The sequence below is a fragment of the Modestobacter italicus genome (genome assembly GCF_000306785.1).
Classification (GTDB): domain Bacteria; phylum Actinomycetota; class Actinomycetes; order Mycobacteriales; family Geodermatophilaceae; genus Modestobacter; species Modestobacter italicus.
The window spans coordinates 991551-1009464 of record NC_017955.1 but is presented as its reverse complement, the minus strand read 5'-3'; the positions used below and the strand labels follow the sequence as shown (position 1 = coordinate 1009464).

At 74.5% G+C, this 17914-nt stretch carries 16 protein-coding genes and 1 pseudogene; 6 read left to right on the top strand and 11 right to left on the bottom strand.

Annotated elements, in window-relative coordinates:
- Window positions 1-15 precede the first annotated feature (15 nt).
- Window positions 16-795 (bottom strand): isoprenyl transferase, encoded by a 780-nt coding sequence (locus tag MODMU_RS04825; RefSeq protein WP_014739058.1) that lies wholly within the window; start codon window positions 793-795, stop codon window positions 16-18.
- A 126-nt stretch (window positions 796-921) separates the two neighbouring features.
- Here MODMU_RS04825 and trhA point away from each other — a divergent pair, with 126 nt between their 5' ends.
- Entirely contained in the window at window positions 922-1749 is an 828-nt protein-coding gene (trhA, locus tag MODMU_RS04820) for a PAQR family membrane homeostasis protein TrhA (RefSeq protein WP_014739057.1), read from the top strand.
- Between the two features lie 12 nt (window positions 1750-1761).
- Here trhA and MODMU_RS04815 read toward each other — a convergent pair whose 3' ends face one another.
- The 4 genes and pseudogenes from MODMU_RS04815 to MODMU_RS04805 form a co-directional block, all read right to left on the bottom strand.
- Window positions 1762-2661 (bottom strand): FAD-dependent monooxygenase, encoded by a 900-nt coding sequence (locus MODMU_RS04815; protein WP_014739056.1) that lies wholly within the window; start codon window positions 2659-2661, stop codon window positions 1762-1764.
- A 163-nt stretch (window positions 2662-2824) separates the two neighbouring features.
- Window positions 2825-3007: pseudogene (locus MODMU_RS29945) on the bottom strand (FAD-dependent monooxygenase); the annotation flags it as partial.
- Between the two features lie 93 nt (window positions 3008-3100).
- The gene (locus MODMU_RS04810; protein ID WP_014739054.1) at window positions 3101-3685 is read right to left on the bottom strand and encodes a hypothetical protein; all 585 of its coding nucleotides are present in this window, start codon (window positions 3683-3685) and stop codon (window positions 3101-3103) included.
- A gap of 50 nt (window positions 3686-3735) precedes the next feature.
- Window positions 3736-5742 carry a thioredoxin domain-containing protein gene (locus tag MODMU_RS04805; RefSeq protein ID WP_014739053.1) on the bottom strand — a complete coding sequence of 669 codons (2007 nt, stop codon included), beginning with the start codon at window positions 5740-5742 and terminating at the stop codon, window positions 3736-3738.
- Between the two features lie 215 nt (window positions 5743-5957).
- Here MODMU_RS04805 and MODMU_RS04800 point away from each other — a divergent pair, with 215 nt between their 5' ends.
- Window positions 5958-6533 carry an AMIN-like domain-containing (lipo)protein gene (locus tag MODMU_RS04800; RefSeq protein WP_014739052.1) on the top strand — a complete coding sequence of 192 codons (576 nt, stop codon included), beginning with the start codon at window positions 5958-5960 and terminating at the stop codon, window positions 6531-6533.
- Window positions 6534-6572: 39 nt separating this feature from the next.
- Here MODMU_RS04800 and MODMU_RS04795 read toward each other — a convergent pair whose 3' ends face one another.
- Window positions 6573-6893, bottom strand: coding sequence for a hypothetical protein (locus tag MODMU_RS04795; RefSeq protein ID WP_014739051.1), 321 nt, complete (start codon window positions 6891-6893; stop codon window positions 6573-6575).
- Window positions 6890-7777, bottom strand: a complete 888-nt coding sequence (gene mca / locus MODMU_RS04790) for a mycothiol conjugate amidase Mca (RefSeq protein ID WP_014739050.1) — start codon at window positions 7775-7777, stop codon at window positions 6890-6892. Before mca ends, MODMU_RS04795 begins: the two co-directional genes overlap by 4 nt.
- Window positions 7778-7987: 210 nt before the next feature.
- Here mca and greA point away from each other — a divergent pair, with 210 nt between their 5' ends.
- Window positions 7988-8494: a transcription elongation factor GreA gene (greA, locus tag MODMU_RS04785; protein WP_014739049.1), complete on the top strand. Its 507-nt coding sequence runs from the start codon at window positions 7988-7990 to the stop codon at window positions 8492-8494.
- A gap of 8 nt (window positions 8495-8502) precedes the next feature.
- Window positions 8503-8847, top strand: coding sequence for an RNHCP domain-containing protein (locus MODMU_RS04780; protein ID WP_014739048.1), 345 nt, complete (start codon window positions 8503-8505; stop codon window positions 8845-8847).
- 89 nt (window positions 8848-8936) lie between these two features.
- Here MODMU_RS04780 and MODMU_RS04775 read toward each other — a convergent pair whose 3' ends face one another.
- The 4 genes from MODMU_RS04775 to ilvA form a co-directional block, all read right to left on the bottom strand.
- The gene (locus MODMU_RS04775) at window positions 8937-11018 is read right to left on the bottom strand and encodes a M3 family metallopeptidase (RefSeq protein WP_014739047.1); all 2082 of its coding nucleotides are present in this window, start codon (window positions 11016-11018) and stop codon (window positions 8937-8939) included.
- A 94-nt stretch (window positions 11019-11112) separates the two neighbouring features.
- A complete protein-coding gene (locus MODMU_RS04770) occupies window positions 11113-11919 on the bottom strand; it encodes an ABC transporter permease (RefSeq protein ID WP_014739046.1) in 807 nt (268 codons plus the stop codon).
- On the bottom strand, window positions 11916-12917 hold the full coding sequence (locus MODMU_RS04765; RefSeq protein ID WP_014739045.1) for a daunorubicin resistance protein DrrA family ABC transporter ATP-binding protein: 1002 nt from the start codon (window positions 12915-12917) through the stop codon (window positions 11916-11918). The genes MODMU_RS04770 and MODMU_RS04765 overlap by 4 nt, the downstream gene beginning before the upstream one ends.
- Before the next feature lie 166 nt (window positions 12918-13083).
- Window positions 13084-14310, bottom strand: coding sequence for a threonine ammonia-lyase (ilvA, locus tag MODMU_RS04760; RefSeq protein WP_014739044.1), 1227 nt, complete (start codon window positions 14308-14310; stop codon window positions 13084-13086).
- 76 nt (window positions 14311-14386) lie between these two features.
- Between ilvA and MODMU_RS04755 the strand changes: the two genes are divergently transcribed.
- Window positions 14387-15853 (top strand): sigma 54-interacting transcriptional regulator, encoded by a 1467-nt coding sequence (locus tag MODMU_RS04755; protein WP_051144125.1) that lies wholly within the window; start codon window positions 14387-14389, stop codon window positions 15851-15853.
- 2 nt (window positions 15854-15855) lie between these two features.
- On the top strand, window positions 15856-17850 hold the full coding sequence (locus tag MODMU_RS04750; RefSeq protein ID WP_014739042.1) for a VWA domain-containing protein: 1995 nt from the start codon (window positions 15856-15858) through the stop codon (window positions 17848-17850).
- The last annotated feature ends 64 nt before the right edge of the window (window positions 17851-17914 follow it).

Sequence of the window (17914 nt, the reverse complement as noted above, 5' to 3'; positions counted from 1 at the left end):
TGCCGCCGGGGCAGGTCAGGCGCCGAAGCGGCGGTGCCGGGCGGCGTAGTCCCGCAGCGCCCGGAGGAAGTCGACCCGCCGGAAGTCGGGCCAGTAGACGTCGGTGAAGTGGAACTCGGCGTTCGCCGTCTGCCAGAGCAGGAAGCCCGAGAGCCGCTGCTCCCCGCTGGTGCGGATCACCAGGTCCGGGTCGGGCTGGCCGCGGGTGTAGAGGTGCTCGGCGATGTGGTCGACCTCCAGCGCCTCGACCAGCTCCGGCAGCGTCGTCCCCCGCTCGGCGTGCTCGGCCAGCAGCGACCGGACGGCGTCGGCGATCTCCTGCCGGCCGCCGTAGCCGACCGCGAGGTTGACGTGCGCACCCGGCCGGCCCTGGGTGTCCTCCTCGGCCTTCTTCAGCACCGCCGCCGTCTCGGCCGGCAGCAGCTCCAGCGCGCCCATCGCGCGCAGCTGCCACCGGCGGCCCGGCCGGGAGAGGTCGGTGGCGACGTCCTCGATGATCGACAGCAGCGCGCTGAGCTCCGGCTCGGGCCGGCCGAGGTTGTCGGTGGAGAGCAGGAAGAGCGTCACCACCTGCACGCCGGCGTCATCGCACCAGCCCAGCAGGTCGACGATCTTCTCCGCGCCGCGGCGGTGCCCGTGGGCGACGTCCTCGAGCCCGATCGCCCGCGCCCAGCGGCGGTTGCCGTCCATGATCACGCCGACGTGCCGGGGCAGGTCGGCGCCGGTCAGCGAGCGGGCGATCCGGTGCTCGTAGAGCACGGTGAGCTGCTCGCGGACCCATGCGCGAACCCCCACGCCGCCACAGTAGGACCCGGGTGCCCGACCGGCTGACCGCAGGGCGGATCGGGGCCGGGCGGGGGGCCGGGAAGCTCACAGCCGTCCTGGGATGACGGCCCCTCCCGGTCTCCGTAACCTCGGGTCATGACCGTCTCCTCCGACCGCGACGACTCCGTCCGGGTCACCGCCGACGGCGCGGAGCTCGAGGCCCCGCTCCGCGAGGCGCTCGGGGTCGTCCGCGAGGAGGGCGTGCCGCTCGAGGCGATCACCCACCAGGGCGAGTGGGCGCTCACCGAGTACGGCGACCGGGACTACGACCACCCCGACACCCGCCCCCGGATGCGCGGCTGGCTGCACCTGTTCGCCTTCTTCGGCGCGATCGCGGCGGCCGCGGTGCTCATCCCGCTGGCCTTCGTGCAGGGCCCCCGCGCGGGCTGGCCGGTGACCGTCTACTGCCTGACCATCCTCGGCCTGTTCGGGGTCAGCGCGCTGTACCACCGCCGCCGCTGGTCACCGCGCGGCTGGAAGCTGATGAAGCGCGCCGACCACTCGATGATCTTCCTGTTCATCGCCGGCACGTACACGCCGTTCTCCTTCCTGGCCGTCCCGGAGCCCACCGGCTGGTGGCTGCTGGGCACGGTCTGGACCGGGGCGCTGCTCGGTGTGGCGCTGAAGATGGTGTGGCCGCACGCCCCCCGCTGGCTCGGGGTGCCGATCTACCTGGCGCTGGGCTGGGCCGCCGTCTTCGTGCTCGTCGACATCCTGCAGCTGGTCGGGGTCACCGTCCTGGTGCTGATGGCCGTCGGCGGGCTGCTCTACAGCGTCGGGGCGATCGCCTACGCGTCCAAGCGCCCCAACCCCTGGCCGGGGACCTTCGGCTACCACGAGGTCTTCCACGCGATGACGATCGTGGCCGCCGCCTGCCACTACGTCGCCGTGTACTTCGCGGTCTTCAACAGTCCCTTCGTGTAGGCCGCGCGCCGCTCAGGAGAAGGGCGCGCGGTGGTCCAGCCGCACCGACAGCCGGCCGGCCAGCCGCCAGGCGCGGGCCACCACGTCCCGGTCGGCCTCGGTGACCAGGTTGCCCATCACCCGCAGGGCCACCGTCATCAGCGCCCGGGACCGCATGCCGACCGGCCCGGCCGCCGGCAGCAGCCGCGGCACGGTCAGCAGGCCGGCCAGCCGCCGCGCGATGGAGAACGCCTCGCCGTAGTGCCGGCGCAGCACCGCCGGCCAGGCACCGGTCCAGTCGTCGGTGCCGAGGAGCTCGACGACGCTGCGCCCGGTCTCCAGGCCGTAGTCGATGCCCTCCCCGTTGAGCGGGTTGACGCAGCCGGCCGCGTCACCGATCAGCGCCCAGTTGCGCCCGGCGACCCCGGAGACCGCGCCGCCCATCGGCAGCAGGGCGCTGGCCGGCGCGCGGACGGCGCCGTCGAACTGCCACTCGTCGCGCCGCAGGTCGGCGTACAGGTCCAGCAGGCTGCGCAGCCGGACGTCGGCCGGGCGGCGCTCGGTGGCCAGGGTGCCCACGCCGACGTTCACCTCGCCGTCACCCAGCGGGAAGACCCAGCCGTAGCCGGACAGCAGCTCGCCGTCCTCCCCGCGCAGCTCCAGGTGCGAGGAGATCCACTCGTCGTCGCTGCGGCCGGAGGCGATGTAGCCGCGGGCGGCGACGCCGTAGGCGGTGTCCCGGTGCCACTCCCGGCCGAGCACCCGGCCCAGCGGGGAGCGGGCGCCGTCGGCCACGACCAGCCGGTCGCAGCGGACCGTCGCCGTCGACTCGTCGGGACGGCGGAACACCACCCCGGTCACCCGGTCGCCGTCCCGTTCCACGTCCACCGCGCGGGCGCCCTCGAGCGGCTGCGCGCCGGCGCCCAGGGCCACGTCGCGGATCCGGGCGTCGAGCTCGGTGCGTGGGACGGCACCGCCGTGGTCGGGCAGCGAGCCCCCCCGGCCACGGCAGCAGCAGCTCCTGGCCGAAGCCGGCCGCCCGCAGGCCGCGGTTGCGCCCCTTGGACCGCACCCAGTCGCCGAGGCCGAGCTGGTCCAGCTCGCCCATCGCGCGCGGGGTCAGCCCGTCGCCGCAGGTCTTGTCCCGGGGGAAGACCGCGGCGTCGGCGAGGACGACGTCGGTGCCGGCCCGCGCCGCCCAGGCTGCGGCCGCGGACCCGGCCGGTCCGGCCCCGACGACCAGGACGTCGGTGCGGGTGGGCTCGACGTCAGTGGTCACACCGCCCAGTGTCCCAGGTGCGCCGCTGGGACCGGCCCCGCTGCAGGGGCCCGCGCCGAGCCTGCGAGGCGTGGGGGGCAGCGGGGTCCTTCCTCAGCTCACCTCGGGACCCTGCGCGCGGACCTGCTCCACGGCGGCCATCGCCTCGCGGAGCTGGGACAGCCAGTCGTCGGTGTGCTGCCCGACGAGCCGCACCGCCCAGGCGAGCGCCTCGGACCGGGAGCGGGCGACCCCGGCGTCGACGAGGGTGTCCAGGACGAGCCGCTCGGGCTGGCGCAGCCGGGTCATCACCGGCACCGACAGCGTGGTGAACAGCTCGCGGACGTCGCCACAGGAGGCGCCCCAGGCGACCGAGCGGCCGTACCGCTCCTGCGCCGCGTCGGCGATCGCCATCCGGGCGGAGCGGGTCTGCTCGCGGAACCGGGCGATCCGGCCGGCGCGGGCGGCCGCCGGGTCGCCGTCGCCGGCGTCCGGCTCGGCCACGGCACCGATGACGGTGATCTCGTCGCGGTCGATGACCAGCTCGACCGGGCCGGTGAACCACTCGTCGGGCAACCGGCCGGCGAACCAGCCGGCGACCTCGGCGCGCTCGATCGGCGGCGGGGCGTCGGCGGCCCGGCCGCGGGCGCGGCCCCGGCCGGGGAAGCCCTCAGGGGGGAAGCGGTGGTGTGCGTGCACGGTGTCCTCCTCGGGACGACGGTGGTACGTGCAGCACTGTAATCGTGTAATCAGCTGTGCGGACCGGTCATCGCTGCGCTCAGAGCGGACACGTCGGTGACCGGCGCGGAGCAGACGAAGCCCCGGCAGACGTAGGCCGCCGGAGCGCCGCCGACCAGCGGGCGATCGGCCAGCAGCGACACCCCGGCCGCGCCGGGCTCCCCGGCGACCACCACCGCGCCGGGGCTCGTCGAGCGCCGCGCCGCCTGCTCGAGCGCCGCGCGCTGCGGCCCGGCCGGTCCGCTGACCGCGACCTCCAGCGGGCCGGCGAGCAGCGCCTCCCCCACGGCCGCCGCCCAGCCGGCGGCCTGCGGGGCCACCTCCACCAGCCGGGCCAGCGACGCCAGCGCCTCCTCGCCCCGGGCCCGGTGCTCCGGCGACCCGGCCAGCGCCGCATAGCCGACCAGCGCGCCGGCGGCGGCCGCGATCCCGGCCGGCGTCGGGCCGTCGGCCGGGTCGAAGGGGCGGTGGACGAGCGCCTCGGCGTCCGCGGCGGTGTCGTACCACCGGCCGTCGGCGTCGACGAACCGGGCGGCCACGACGTCGAGCAGCTCCCCTGCCCAGCGGAGCCACCGGGGCTCGGCGGTGGCGGCGTGCAGCGCGAGCAGCCCCTCGGCCAGGTCGCCGTGGTCCTCCAGGACGCCGGCGTGCGCCCCGACCACGCCGCCCCGGGACGCCCGGCGCAGCCGCCCGTCGACCCAGTGCACCCGGTGCAGCAGGTCCGCCGCACGACCGGCCGCGCGGACCAGCTCGGTGTCGCCGGTGAGCGCCCCATGGTCGGCCAGCGCCGCGATGGCCAGCCCGTTCCAGGCGGTCACCACCTTGTCGTCCCGGGCGGGTTGCGGGCGCCGGGCCCGGGCCTGCAGCAGCGCCGCACGCACCCGGGCCAGCCGCTCGCCGTCGTCGGGGTCGCGCCGCAGCTGCAGCGTCGAGGCACCCTCCTCGAAGGTCCCCTCGGGCGTCACGCCGAACACCTGCGCGGCCCAGCTGCCGTCGTCGTCCCCGAGGACCTCGCGCAGCTGGGCCGGCGTCCAGACGTAGCTGAGCCCCTCGACCCCCTCGGTGTCGGCGTCCAGGGCCGAGGCGAAGCCGCCCTCCGCGGTGCCCAGGTCGCGGATGAGGAAGCGGGCGGTCTCGTCGGCGACCCGGCGGGCCCAGTCCGCCCCGGTCGTGCGCCAGAGGTGCGAGTACGCCCGCAGCAGCAGCGCGTTGTCGTAGAGCATCTTCTCGAAGTGCGGCACCACCCACCCGGCGTCGACCGAGTAGCGGGCGAAGCCGCCGGCCAGCTGGTCGCAGATGCCGCCGCGGGCCATCGCCTCCGCGGTGTGCCGGGCCATGCCGAGCGCGTCCTCGTCACCGCGGCGGGCGTGCGCGCGGAGCAGGAACTCGAGCACCATCGACGGCGGGAACTTCGGGGCCCCGCCGAACCCGCCGGCCTCCCGGTCGTACCGGTCGGCCAGGGCGCGGACGGCGCCGTCGAGCAGGTCCGCGGTCAGCGGCGTCGGGGCGCCGAGGTCGAGCCGACCGGAGATGCCCTCGACGATCCGCTGACCGGCGTCCTGCAGCCCCGCGCGCCGGTGGGTCCAGGCGTCGGTGACCGCGTCGAGCACCTGGCGGAACGACGGCATCCCCGGGTGCGGGCGGGGCGGGAGGTAGGTGCCGCAGTAGAACGGCGCGCCGTCCGGGGTGGTGAACACCGTCATCGGCCAGCCGCCCTGACCGGTGAGCGCCTGGGTGGCCGCCAGGTAGACGCTGTCGACGTCCGGCCGTTCCTCGCGGTCGACCTTCACGCAGACGAAGCCGGCGTTCAGCTGCGCCGCCGTCGCCGCGTCCTCGAAGGACTCGTGGGCCATGACGTGGCACCAGTGGCAGGCGGCGTAGCCCACCGACACCAGCACCGGGACGTCGCGGGCCCGCGCCTCGGCGAACGCGTCGGCGCCCCACTCCTGCCAGTCGACCGGGTTGTCGGCGTGCTGCAGCAGGTAGGGGCTCGTCGCGGCGGCGAGGCGGTTCGGCACGTCCCCGGGGTACCCCGCCGGCGACCGGGCTACCGGTCCGCGGCGACTACGCAGGGCGACCTCTCGATCATGGCGAGGTCCGGCGCACCGCACGTCCCACGAGATCTGCCAGTCGACTCGCCGAGGCTCGTCTGTTGTGCAGTCGCTGTGCATCTGGTAAGGGTCGGCGTGTCGCGCGACTCTGCAGGGGTCCACACCACCCCCTGGAGGAAGCCGTGACCACCGCCCGATCCCGCTCCGTCGCCCTCGTCCTGGCCGTCCTGACCGCGGTCGCCGCGGTGCTGGTCGGCGCGACCCCGGCCAGTGCCGCCGACCGTTGCAGCGTGTCGTGGGGCTCGCTGCCGAAGGCACACGACACCCGTGCCGACACCGAATCGCTCAACGGCGTCCGCGCCGGCCGGCACGCCTGCTTCGACCGCCTGGTGTTCGACGTCGGCGGTCAGGACGCCACCTTCGGCTCCTACGACGTGCGCTACGTGCGCACCGTCGTCGCCGACGGCTCGGGCGCCGTCGTCCCGGTCCGCGGTGGCGCGGTCCTGCAGGTCATCGTCAAGGCACCGGCGTACGGCGAGCACGGCGCGACGTTCGAGCCGCGCAACCGGCGCGAGGTGGTGGCCGTCGGCGGGTACAGCACCTTCCGGCAGGTCGCCTGGGCCGGGTCGTTCGAGGGTCAGACCACGCTCGCGCTCGGCGTGCGTGCCCGGCTGCCGTTCCGGGTCTTCACCCTGGACGGCACGCCGAACACCGATCACACGCCCCGTCTGGTGATCGACGTCGCACACCGCTGGTAGCGCGGCAGCAGGCGACCCGGGCCGCGGCCCGGGTCGTCCTCATGCCCGGGGTGGGGTCCCGCCGTCGTCCGGGCGGCGGGGCGGCTCGATGGCCAACGGCGCACGCCGCAGGGTGTCGAGCAGATCCTCGCCCGGATCGCGGGCGGGGACGTCGATGAGCTCGGCCGGGGTGTCCGGCACCTGGTCGGCAGGGTCGAAGCTGCGCGGGACGCGCTTGAGGTGGCGCCCCATCGACCGGCCGAGGAAGACCACCGCGACGAGCAGGACGACGATCAGCAGCAGGCCGAGCGGGCCGGCCTTGCCGACGTCCTCGGGCAGCTGCGGCTGGTTGGCCGCGAACAGGGTCAACGCGGTGGTCACGACACCTCCGCCGAGCTGCGGACGCCGGCGAACAGGTCGTCCTCGGGGACGGGCGAGTCGACCAGCGAGCGGGCGAGCTCGTAGTCCTCGGTGGGCCAGGCCTCGCTCTGCACGTCCAGCGGCACGGAGAACCAGCGGCCGGTCGGGTCGATCTGGGTGGCGTGCGCGATCAGCGCGGCGTCGCGCACCGGGAAGTACTCCGCGCAGGGCACCTGGGTGGTCACCCGGTGGGAGATGTCCTTCTCCGGGTCCCAGTTGGCCAGCCACTCCGTGTACGGGGACTCGCCGCCGGTCGCCAGCACCGCCTCGTGCAGCGCCTTCGTACGCGGCAGGGTGAAGCTCATGTGGTAGTAGAGCTTGCTGACCTGCCAGGGCTCGCCGAGCTCGGGGTAGCGCTCCGGGTCGCCGGCCGCCTCGAAGGCGTGCACCGAGATCTCGTGGGTGCGGATGTGGTCGGGGTGCGGGTAGCCGCCCCGCTCGTCGTAGGTGGTCATCACCTGGGGCCGGAACCGGCGGATCAGGGCGACCAGCGGCGCCGCGGCCTCCTCGATCGGCACCAGGGCGAAGCAGCCCTCGGGCAGCGGCGGCAGCGGGTCGCCCTCGGGCAGCCCGGAGTCGACGAAGCCGAGGAAGGCCTGCTCGACCCCGAGGATCTCGCGCGCCCTGGCCATCTCGGCCTGGCGGATCTCCGCCATCCGCTCCCAGACCTCGGGGCGGTCCATGGCGGGGTTCAGCACCGAGCCGCGCTCGCCGCCGGTGCAGGTGGCCACCATCACGCGGACGCCCTCGGCGACGTACTTGGCCATGGTCGCCGCGCCCTTGCTCGACTCGTCGTCGGGGTGGGCGTGCACCGCGAGCAGGCGCAGCTGATCAGCATCGGTCACCGCGCCATTGTCCCCCTCGGCGGGCCGGCGCGGCGAAGGGCCCGGAGCGTCGCGGGTGTGCCGGTCACCACTCCCCGGACGACCCGGTCCCGGCCGGTTCCGTTCCGCGGGTGTCTGCACAGCGGGGCCGTGCGGTGTTAGGTTGCCCGGATTGACCACCGGTGGCCCTCCTGACGGAGGGTCGCGCTCTCGAGCACCAGGAGTGATCCCGTGTCCACCCCGACTGACCAGCAGGACCAGGGCGTCTGGCTGACGCAGGAGGCCCACGACCGGCTGCGCGCCGAGCTCGACCAGCTGATCGCGAACCGTCCGGCGATGGCCAAGGAGATCAACGACCGTCGCGAGGAGGGTGACCTCAAGGAGAACGGCGGCTACCACGCGGCCCGCGAGGAGCAGGGCAAGCAGGAGGGCCGGATCCGCCAGCTCACCGACCTGCTGCGCAAGGCGCGGGTCGGCGCGGCGCCGACGACGGCCACCAACGCCGCGCTGGGCACCGTCATCACCATCGCCTTCGACGGCGACGAGGACGACACCGAGAAGTTCCTCCTCGGCTCCCGCGAGATCGCCGGCACCACCGACCTCACCGTCTACTCCCCCGAGTCGGCGCTGGGCGCGGCGATCGTCGGTGCGGCACCGGGCGCCACGATCACCTACACGGCTCCCAACGGCAAGGACATCTCCGTGAAGGTCCTGGCCGTCGAGCCGTTCGTGCCCTGACCGACCGCATGACCAGCACCGTGGACGGCGGCCGCGCGCGCTCGCGGCGGGCGGAGAACACCGACTTCGTCTGCGGGCACTGCTCGACGCTGGTGCCGGCCAACACCGACGGGCACTACCGCAACCACTGCCCGTGGTGCCTGTGGTCGCTGCACGTCGACGAGCTGCCGGGTGACCGGGCCAGCGACTGCCGGGCCCTGATGGAGCCGGTCGGCCTGGTGGAGAAGTCCGGGAAGGGCTGGCAGGTGGTGCACCGCTGCACGCGGTGCGGCCACCGCCAGCCCAACCGGCTGGTCCGCGACGGCGCGGCGCCCGACGACCTGGACCTGGTCCTCGCCCTCCCCTGGCTCTGAACCCGCCGTCCGCTGTTGATCATCGGCAGGTGGCTGGCCGACACGCCGTCGGTCGCGACCACCCGCCGATGATCAACTGCAGATCGGGCTCACGCCTTCACGAGGCCGCGCCTCCGCAGCAGGGGGGCGGTGTCGGCGTCGCGGCCGCGGACGGCGCGGAACGCGGCGAGTGAGTCGACGGACCCGCCCCGGGCGAGCAGCCGGTCGCGGAAGACGTCGCCGTTGGCGCGGCGCAGCCCGCCGTTCTCCTTGAACCACTCCACGGTGTCGGCGTCGAGCACCTCGGACCAGATGTAGGAGTAGTAGCCGGCCGAGTACCCGCCGGCGAAGACGTGCTGGAAGTACGTCGTCCGGTACCGGGGCGGGACCAGGTCGAACGCCACCCCCGCTGCGGCCAGCGCCGCCGCCTCGAACGCCTGCGGGTCCTCGACCAGCGTGTCGGCGTCGAGTCGGTGCCAGGCCTGGTCCAGCAGGGTCGCGGCCAGGTACTCCAGCGTCGCGAAGCCCTCGCCCCACAGCGCGGCGGCCTCGATGGCCTGCACCGTCGCCAGCGGGAGCGGCTCGCCGGTCTCGACGTGCCGCGCGTAGGAGGTGAGGACCTCCGGCCACAGCGCCCACATCTCGTTGACCTGGCTCGGGTACTCGACGAAGTCGCGGGAGACGCTGGTGCCGGAGAACCGCGGGTAGGTGACCGCGGAGAAGAGCCCGTGCAGCGCGTGGCCGAACTCGTGGAACAGCGTGGTGACCTCCGACAGCGTCAGCAGCGTCGGCTGACCGGCCGCCGGACGGTTGACGTTGAGGTTGGTGAACACGACCGGCCGGGTGCCGAGCAGCGTCGACTGGGTGACGAAGGAGCTCATCCAGGCGCCGCCGCGCTTGCCCTCCCGGGCGTAGAAGTCACCGAGGTACAGCCCGACGGACTCGCCGTCGGCACCCGACACCTCCCAGACCCGGGTGTCGGGGTGGTAGCCGACGAGGTCGGGGCGCGGGCGGAACGTGTAGCCGTAGAGCAGCTCGGCCGCCCGGAAGACGCCGTCGACGAGCACCCGGTCCAACTCGAACCAGGGGCGCAGCGCGGCGCTGTCGACGGCGTAGCGCTCCGCCCGGACCCGCTCGGAGTAGAAGGCCCAGTCCCAGGGGGCCAGCTCGACGCCGTCGGCAGCGGCCAGCTCGCGCAGCACCTCGGCCTCGGCCTCGGCGTTGGCCCGCGCCGGACCGACCAGCTCAGCGAGCAGGGCGTCGACCGCAGCCGAGGTCTTGGCGGTCTGGTCGGCGGCGATGAGGTCGGCGTGGGTGTCGAAGCCGAGCAGCCGGGCCCGGACCGCGCGCAGGTGGGCCATCTCCGCGGCGATCGGCCCGTTGTCGTGCTCACCGCTCGAGGCACGGGTCACCGACGCCTCGTACAGCCGGCGGCGCACCTCCCGGTCGCGCAGCTTGGCCAGCGCGGGCTGCCCGCTGGGCAGCACCAGGGTGAGCAGGTGGGCGCCCGCCCGGCCGCGCTCGGCAGCCGCCCCGGCTGCCGCGGCGACCTCCCCCTCGGAGAGTCCGTCGAGCTCGGCCACGTCCTCGACCACCACCGCGGCGGCCTCGGTCGCCGCCTGCAGGTTCTGGTCGAAGGTGGTGCTCAGCTCCGCCAGCCGCTGGTTCAGCTCGCTGAGCCGGGCCCGACCGGCCTCGTCGAGGCCGGCGCCGGCGAGCACGAAGTCCAGGTGGTAGCGCTCGACCAGCCGGACCGACTCCTCGTCCAGGCCGGCCTCGGCGCGCCCGGCGTGCACCGCGTCGACCCGGGTGAAGAGCGCCGGGTCGAGCCGCAGGGCGTCGTCGTGGGCGGCGGCGAGCGGGGAGATCTCCCGCTCGATCTCCCGGATCCGGTCGGAGGAGACGGCCGAGGTCATGGTGTAGAACACCCGCTCCGCACGGGCCAGCAGCTGCCCGGACCGCTCCAGCGCGACGATCGTGTTCTCGAACGTGGGCTCGGCCGGGTCCGCCACCAGGGCGGCGACCTCGGCCCGCTGCTCGGCCATGCCCGCCAGCAGCGCCTCCCGGACGAGCTCCGGGGTGATCTCGGCGAAGGGCGGCAGCTGGTAGGGCAGCTCGGAGGGCGCCGCCAGCGGGTGGGACGAGGACAGGGGGGCGAGGGTCGGCGATCCGGCCGGGGCTTCGGTGCTCATCGGCACCATCCTCGTCCCCGGCCGCCGACCCCACCGACCTGGCCTCCCGGTGGCCCGACGCGAGTCCGCGAGCGGTGGCGTAGGCCGAGGTCGTTCAGCGGCTCGCGGTACGCAGGTACTTCCGCACCGACAGCGGCACGAAGACCGCCAGGATCAGCGCAGCCCAGAGAAGCGAGTACGCCAGCGGGTGCTGCAACGACCAGACGCCGGGCTCGGGCACCCCGGCCGGGATGTTGCCGAACAGTTCCCGTGCCCCTTGCGCGACCGTGGAGACCGGGTTCCACTCGGCGAAGCGGCGCAGCACCGTCGGGAAGGTCTCCAGCGGCACGAACGTGCTGGCCACGAAGGTGATCGGGAAGATCACGATGAAGCTGGCGTTGTTGACCACCTCCGGCGTGCGGACCGTCAGGCCGACCAGCGCCATCAGCCAGGAGATCGCGTAGGAGAACACCAGCAGCAGGAGGAAGCCGGCGATCGCCTCGCCGACCGAGCTGTGGATCCGCCAGCCGACCACCAGCCCGGTCAGCGCCATCACCGCGATGGAGAGGGCGTTGAGCCCCAGGTCCGCAACCGTCCGGCCGATCAGGACGGCGGACCGGGACATCGGCAGCGAGCGGAACCGGTCGATCAGGCCCTTCTGCAGGTCTTCGGCGATGCTCGCGCCGGTGATGGTCGACCCGAAGATCACCGTCTGCGTGAAGATGCCCGGCAGCAGGAACTCGGCGTAGCTCACTCCCCCCGGCACGTTGATGGCGCCGCCGAACACGAACCGGAACAGCAGGACGAACATGATCGGCGACAGGGTCGCGAAGACGATCAGGTCGGGCACCCGCTTGACCTTGATCAGGTTGCGCCGGGTGATGACGGCACTGTCGGAGAGGGTCTCGGCCAGGGTGGTCATGACTGCGCTCCTGCGGTCGCTGCGGCCGTGGGCCGGCTGTCGTCGTCCGTCGCCTTCTCCTCGGTGGCGTGCCCGGTCAGGGTGAGGAACACGTCGTCGAGGTCGGGCCGGCGCAACCCGATGTCCAGCACGTCCGCGCGGACGCCGGCGAGCCGGCGCAGGGCCTCGGCGAGGGTGTCGGTGCCGCCGGTGACCGGCAGCGACAGCCGCCGGGACTGCTGGTCCCGCTGCAGCTCCCCCTGGGCCAACGGGCCGAGCGCCTCGGCGACGTCGTCGAGCTGCTCCGCCGAGGCGACGGTGAGCTCCAACCGCTCGCCGCCGACCTGGGCCTTCAGCTCGTCGGCGGTGCCGCGGGCGATCACCTCGCCCTTGTCGATGACGACCATGCGGTCGGCGAGCCGGTCGGCCTCCTCCAGGTACTGGGTGGTGAGCAGGATCGTCGTCCCGTCGCTGACCAGGTCGCCGATGAACTCCCACATGCCCAGCCGGCTGCGCGGGTCGAGGCCGGTCGTCGGCTCGTCGAGGAACAGCACCCGGGGCCGGGCGATCAGCGAGGCGGCGATGTCCAGCCGACGGCGCATGCCCCCGGAGTAGGTCTTCGCCGGCCGGTTCGCCGCGTCGGTCAGCTCGAACCGTTCGAGCAGCTGACCGGCGCGGGAGCGGGCCTCCCGCTTGCCCAGGCGGTACAGCCGCCCCACCATCTCCAGGTTCTCCTGCCCGGTCAGGTACTCGTCGACCGCGGCGTACTGGCCGGTGAGCCCGATGGTGGCCCGGACCTGGTCGCCCTGGGTGACCACGTCGAGCCCGTTCACCTCGGCCCGCCCGGCGTCGGGCCGCAGCAGGGTGCTGAGGATCCGGACGACGGTGGTCTTGCCCGCCCCGTTGGGCCCCAGCAGCCCGAGGACGGTGCCCTCGGACACGGTGAGGTCCACCCCACCGAGCGCGGTGTTCTCCCCGAAGCGCTTCACGAGCCCCTCGACGACGACGGCGTTGGTCATGCCGGGCACGCTAGGCCCGCCGTCCGACACTTCTCGTCTGCTCTTCCGCGCACCCGGCGGGTGTGGTGCATGAGCGCTCCTCCGACGACTGGTCCGTCCTGAGCCGCCGCGGTGCGGGGGCTCAGCGGTGGAGACCGGGGCCGTGCGGAGAAGTCATCGGCGCCGGTCAGTCGACGCGGGGTGCGTACCCGGCGGCGGCCAGGGCGGCCAGCACGTGCTGCTCGTGGTCGGGCCCGCGGGTCTCCAGGTGCACGCCGACCTCGACCTCGCCGAGGTCCAGCCGCGCCGTCGTCCGCTCGTGCTCGACCGACAGCACGTTGGCCGACAGCCCGGCCAGCTCGCGCAGCAGCGCGGCGAGCGAACCCGGCCGGTCGGGCACCTGGACCCGCAGCGTCAGGTAGCGCCCGGCCGCGGCCATGCCGTGCTGGACGACCTTCATCATCAGCACCGGGTCGATGTTGCCGCCGGAGACGACCGCGACCACCGGCGGGGCGAAGGCGGTGGGGTCGGCCAGCACAGCGGCGACGCCGGCGACCCCGGCCGGTTCGACGACCAGCTTGGCCCGCTCCAGGCAGAACAGCAGGGCCCGGCTCAGGTCGCCCTCGGTGACGGTCCGCACCTCGTCGACCAGGCCCGCCACGTGGGCCAGGGTGAGGTCGCCGGGAGCGGCGACGGCGATGCCGTCGGCCATCGTGGCCATCGCGGTCAGCGGCACCGGGTGGCCGGCGGCCAGCGACGCGGGGAACGCCGCGGCGGTGGCGGCCTGGACGGCGACGACCCGGACGTCGGGGCGGCGGGCCTTGACCGCGGCGGCGATCCCGGACACCAGCCCCCCGCCGCCGGTGCAGACCACGACCGTGGCCACGTCCGGGCACTGCTCGAGCACCTCGAGACCGACGGTCCCCTGCCCGGCGATGACGTCGGGGTGGTCGAACGGGTGGATGAACACCGACCCGGTCTCGGCGGCGAACCGGACTGCGTCGACGATGGCGTCGGTGAGCGTGTCCCCGCCCAGCCGGGCGTCGGCGCCGTAGCCGCGGGTGGCGGCGACCTTGGGCAGCGGCGCGGTCTCCGGCATGAAGACGGTGGCCGCGGCGCCGAGCTCCCGGGCGGCCAGCGCGACGCCCTGCGCGTGGTTGCCGGCGCTGGCCGCGACCACGCCGCGGGCCCGCTCCTCGGGGGTCAGCCGGGCGATCCGGGTGTAGGCACCGCGGATCTTGAACGAGCCGGTGCGCTGGAGGTTCTCGCACTTGAGCCAGACCGGGCCGCCGACCCGCTCGGCGAGGGCGCGGGAGTGCTCCAGCGGCGTGCGCCGGACCACGCCGTCCAGCAGGCGGGCGGCCTCCTCGACGTCGGCTCCGCTGACCAGGGGCACTGCACCGGTGACGGACACGGGCCGATCCTCGCAGTCCCGGTGCGCAGGACGACGGAGCACCCGACTGTCACTCCCCCGTCGTACCGTGGTCGAGGTGACGGACGCCGCACCGCTGGGGACCTCGCAGTCCCCCACCCCTCCTCCTCCCACCACCCTGGGCGAGCTCCGCGACAGCGGGGCCGCCCCCCGGCCGGTCAAGGCCGAGATCCGCGACAACCTGCTCGCCCGGCTGGCCGCCGGCGAGCCCTCCCTCCCCGGAATCGTCGGTTTCGAGGACACCGTCGTCCCCGAGGTCGAGCGCGCCCTGATCGCCGGGCACGACCTGGTCCTGCTCGGTGAGCGCGGCCAGGGCAAGACCCGGCTCATCCGCACCCTGGTCGGCCTGCTCGACGAGTGGACGCCGGTGCTGGTCGGCAGCGAGCTCAACGAGCACCCGCTGCAGCCGATCAGCGTCTGGGGCCGGCGGCAGGTCGCCGAGCACGGCGACGCGACCCCGGTCGGCTGGCTGCACCGCAGCGAGCGGTTCGGCGAGAAGCTGGCCACCCCCGACACCAGCGTCGGTGACCTGATCGGCGACGTCGACCCGATCAAGGTGGCCGAGGGCCGCACCCTGGGCGACCCGGAGACCGTGCACTACGGCCTCGTGCCGCGCACCAACCGCGGCATCTTCAGCGTCAACGAGCTGCCCGACCTCGCCGAGCGGATCCAGGTCGCGCTGCTCAACGTGCTCGAGGAGCGCGACATCCAGATCCGCGGCTACCGGGTCCGGCTCCCGCTGGACCTGCTGCTGGTCGCCAGCGCCAACCCCGAGGACTACACCAACCGCGGGCGGATCATCACCCCGCTCAAGGACCGGTTCGGCGCCGAGGTCCGCACCCACTACCCGATCGAGCTGGCCGACGAGCTCCGGCTGCTGCGCCAGGAGGCGCAGACCACCTGGCTCGGCGGTACCGGGTTCGACGCCCCGATCGTCCCCGAGCACCTGGTCGAGATCGTCGCCCGGTTCACCCGGCTGGTCCGCGAGTCCAGCCACGTCGACCAGCGCTCCGGGGTCAGCGCCCGGTTCGCCATCGCCGGGCTGGAGACGGTCGCCGCCTCGGCCGTCCGGCGGGCGGCGGTGGCCGGGGAGCCCCGGCCGGTGGCCCGGGTGGTCGACCTGCCCAGCATCGTCCCGGCCAGCCGGGGCAAGGTCGAGTTCGCCGACGCCGGCACCGACAACGACGACGACCGCGACCTCGAGGTGCTGGAGCACCTGCTGCGGCAGGCCACGGCGCAGACCTTCCGGGCCCGCTGCGGCGGGCTGGACCTGACCGGCCTGCAGGAGCACTTCAGCAGCGGCGAGACGGTCGAGTCCGGTGACCTGGTGCCGGCGGCGGCGCTGCTCGGCCAGCTGGGCACCATCCCGCACCTGGCCCAGCTGCTGGGCCGGCTGGGGGTGCCCGAGGGCGAGCAGTCGGCCGAGCAGGCCGCCGCGGCCGTGGAGTTCGCCCTCGAGGGGCTGTACCTCACCCGCCGGCTGGCCAAGGACACGGACGGCTCCCGCACCGTGTACGGGGCCTGACGATGGCCGACCGACGCCCCCGGGGCTACCGGTACGGCAGGTGGCGCGGCGGGCCCGACCCGCTGGCACCGCCTTACGACGTCGCCGCCGCGGTCGACGAGATCGGCGACCAGGTGCTCGGCGGCAGCGGGGTGCGCGAGGCGATGCGCGACCTGCTGCGCCGCGGCACCGACGGCCGGCGCGGGCTGGACCAGCTCCGCCGCTCGGTGCGCGACCGGCTCCGGCAGGCGCGGCAGGCCGGCCGGATGGACGGCACGCTGGAGCAGGTCCGCGAGCTGCTGGACCAGGCACTGGAAGCCGAGCGCGCCGCGCTGTTCCCCGACCCCGACGACGCCGCGCGGCTCGCCGAGGCCGAGCTGGACCAGCTGCCGGAGGACACCGCCGGCGCTGTCCGCGCGCTCAAGGACCACTCCTGGCGCTCCCCCGAGGCGGCGCAGGCCTACCAGCAGATCCAGGACCTCCTCCGCCAGGAGGTGCTGGACAGCAGCTTCCAGGGCATGAAGCAGGCGCTGCAGCAGATGCAGGACGGCGACGGCGCCGCGATGCAGGCGGTCAAGGACATGGTCGCCGACCTGTCCGCGCTGGTCGACGCGCACAACCGCGGCGAGGACACCGACCAGCAGTTCGCCGACTTCATGGACAAGCACGGGCAGTTCTTCCCCGACGACCCGCAGTCGGTGGAGGAGCTCATCGACTCCCTGGCCCGGCGGGCCGCGGCCCAGGAGCGGATGCTGGCCGGCCTCTCCCCCGACCAGCGGGCCGAGCTGCAGGGCCTGATGGAGCAGGCGATGGGCGACCTGGGCCTGCAGAGCGAGATGGCGCACCTGTCCGACGCGCTGCGCCAGGCCCGGCCCGACCTGCCGTGGGGGCAGCGCGGCCCGGTGCCCGACGGCGAGCAGGGTCTGGGCATGGGCGACGCGACCACCGCGGTCGCCGAGCTCGCCGACCTGGAGTCGCTGTCCCAGCAGCTGTCCCAGGGCTACGCCGGGGCCTCGCTGGCCGACATCGACGAGGAGCTGCTCGAGCAGGCCCTGGGCCGCTCCGCCGTCGACGACCTCGAGGCGCTGCGCCGGCTGGAGCGGGAGCTCGAACGGCAGGGCTACCTCAACCGCACCGACGGCAAGCTGGAGCTCTCGCCCAAGGCGGTGCGCCGGCTGGGCGCGACCGCGCTGCGCCGGGTGTTCGCCAAGCTGGACGCCACCGGTCGCGGCGAGCACGACGTGGCCGACGCCGGTGCGGCGGGCGAGCTCACCGGTGCCTCGCGGGAGTGGCGGTTCGGTGACGAGCAGCCGCTGGACGTCGTCCGCACCGTGCGCAACGCGGTGCTGCGCACCGCCGGTGAGCCCCATGAGGAGGGTCGCCGCCGGGTCCGGATCGCCGTCGACGACTTCGAGGTGGTGGAGACCGAGCGGCGCACCGGCGCGGCCGTGGCGCTGCTGGTCGACCTCTCCTACTCGATGGCGCTGCGCGGGACCTGGGGGGCGGCGAAGTCGACGGCGATGGCGCTGCACTCGCTGGTGACCACCCGTTTCCCGCAGGACGCGATCGAGATCATCGGCTTCTCCTCGACCGCGCAGGTGCTCCGCCCGGAGACGCTGGCCGAGCTGTCGGTCGACACCCTGCAGGGCACCAACCTGCAGCACGGGCTGATGCTGGCCCGCCGCTTCCTCGCCAAGCACAAGGACGCCGAGCCGGTGGTGCTGGTGGTCACCGACGGGGAGCCCACCGCGCACCTGGAGGACGACGGGACGCCGTACTTCTGCTGGCCGCCGATGCCCGAGACGATCGCCCGCACGGTCGCGGAGGTGGAGCGGGTCGCGCGCTCCGGTGCCACGCTCAACGTGTTCGCGCTGGACCCCGAGCCTTCGCTGGTCGAGTTCGTCCACGACATCACCGCCCGGGCGGGCGGACGGGTGTTCCAGCCCGACAGCGAGCGGCTGGGCGAGTACGTGGTCGCCGACTACCTCCGGGTCAGGCGCGGCCGCCGCGGCCGCTGAGGAAGGGCCCCGCTGCCCCCCACCACTCGCGAGCTCGTGGCGGGCCCCTGCAGCGGGGCCGGAC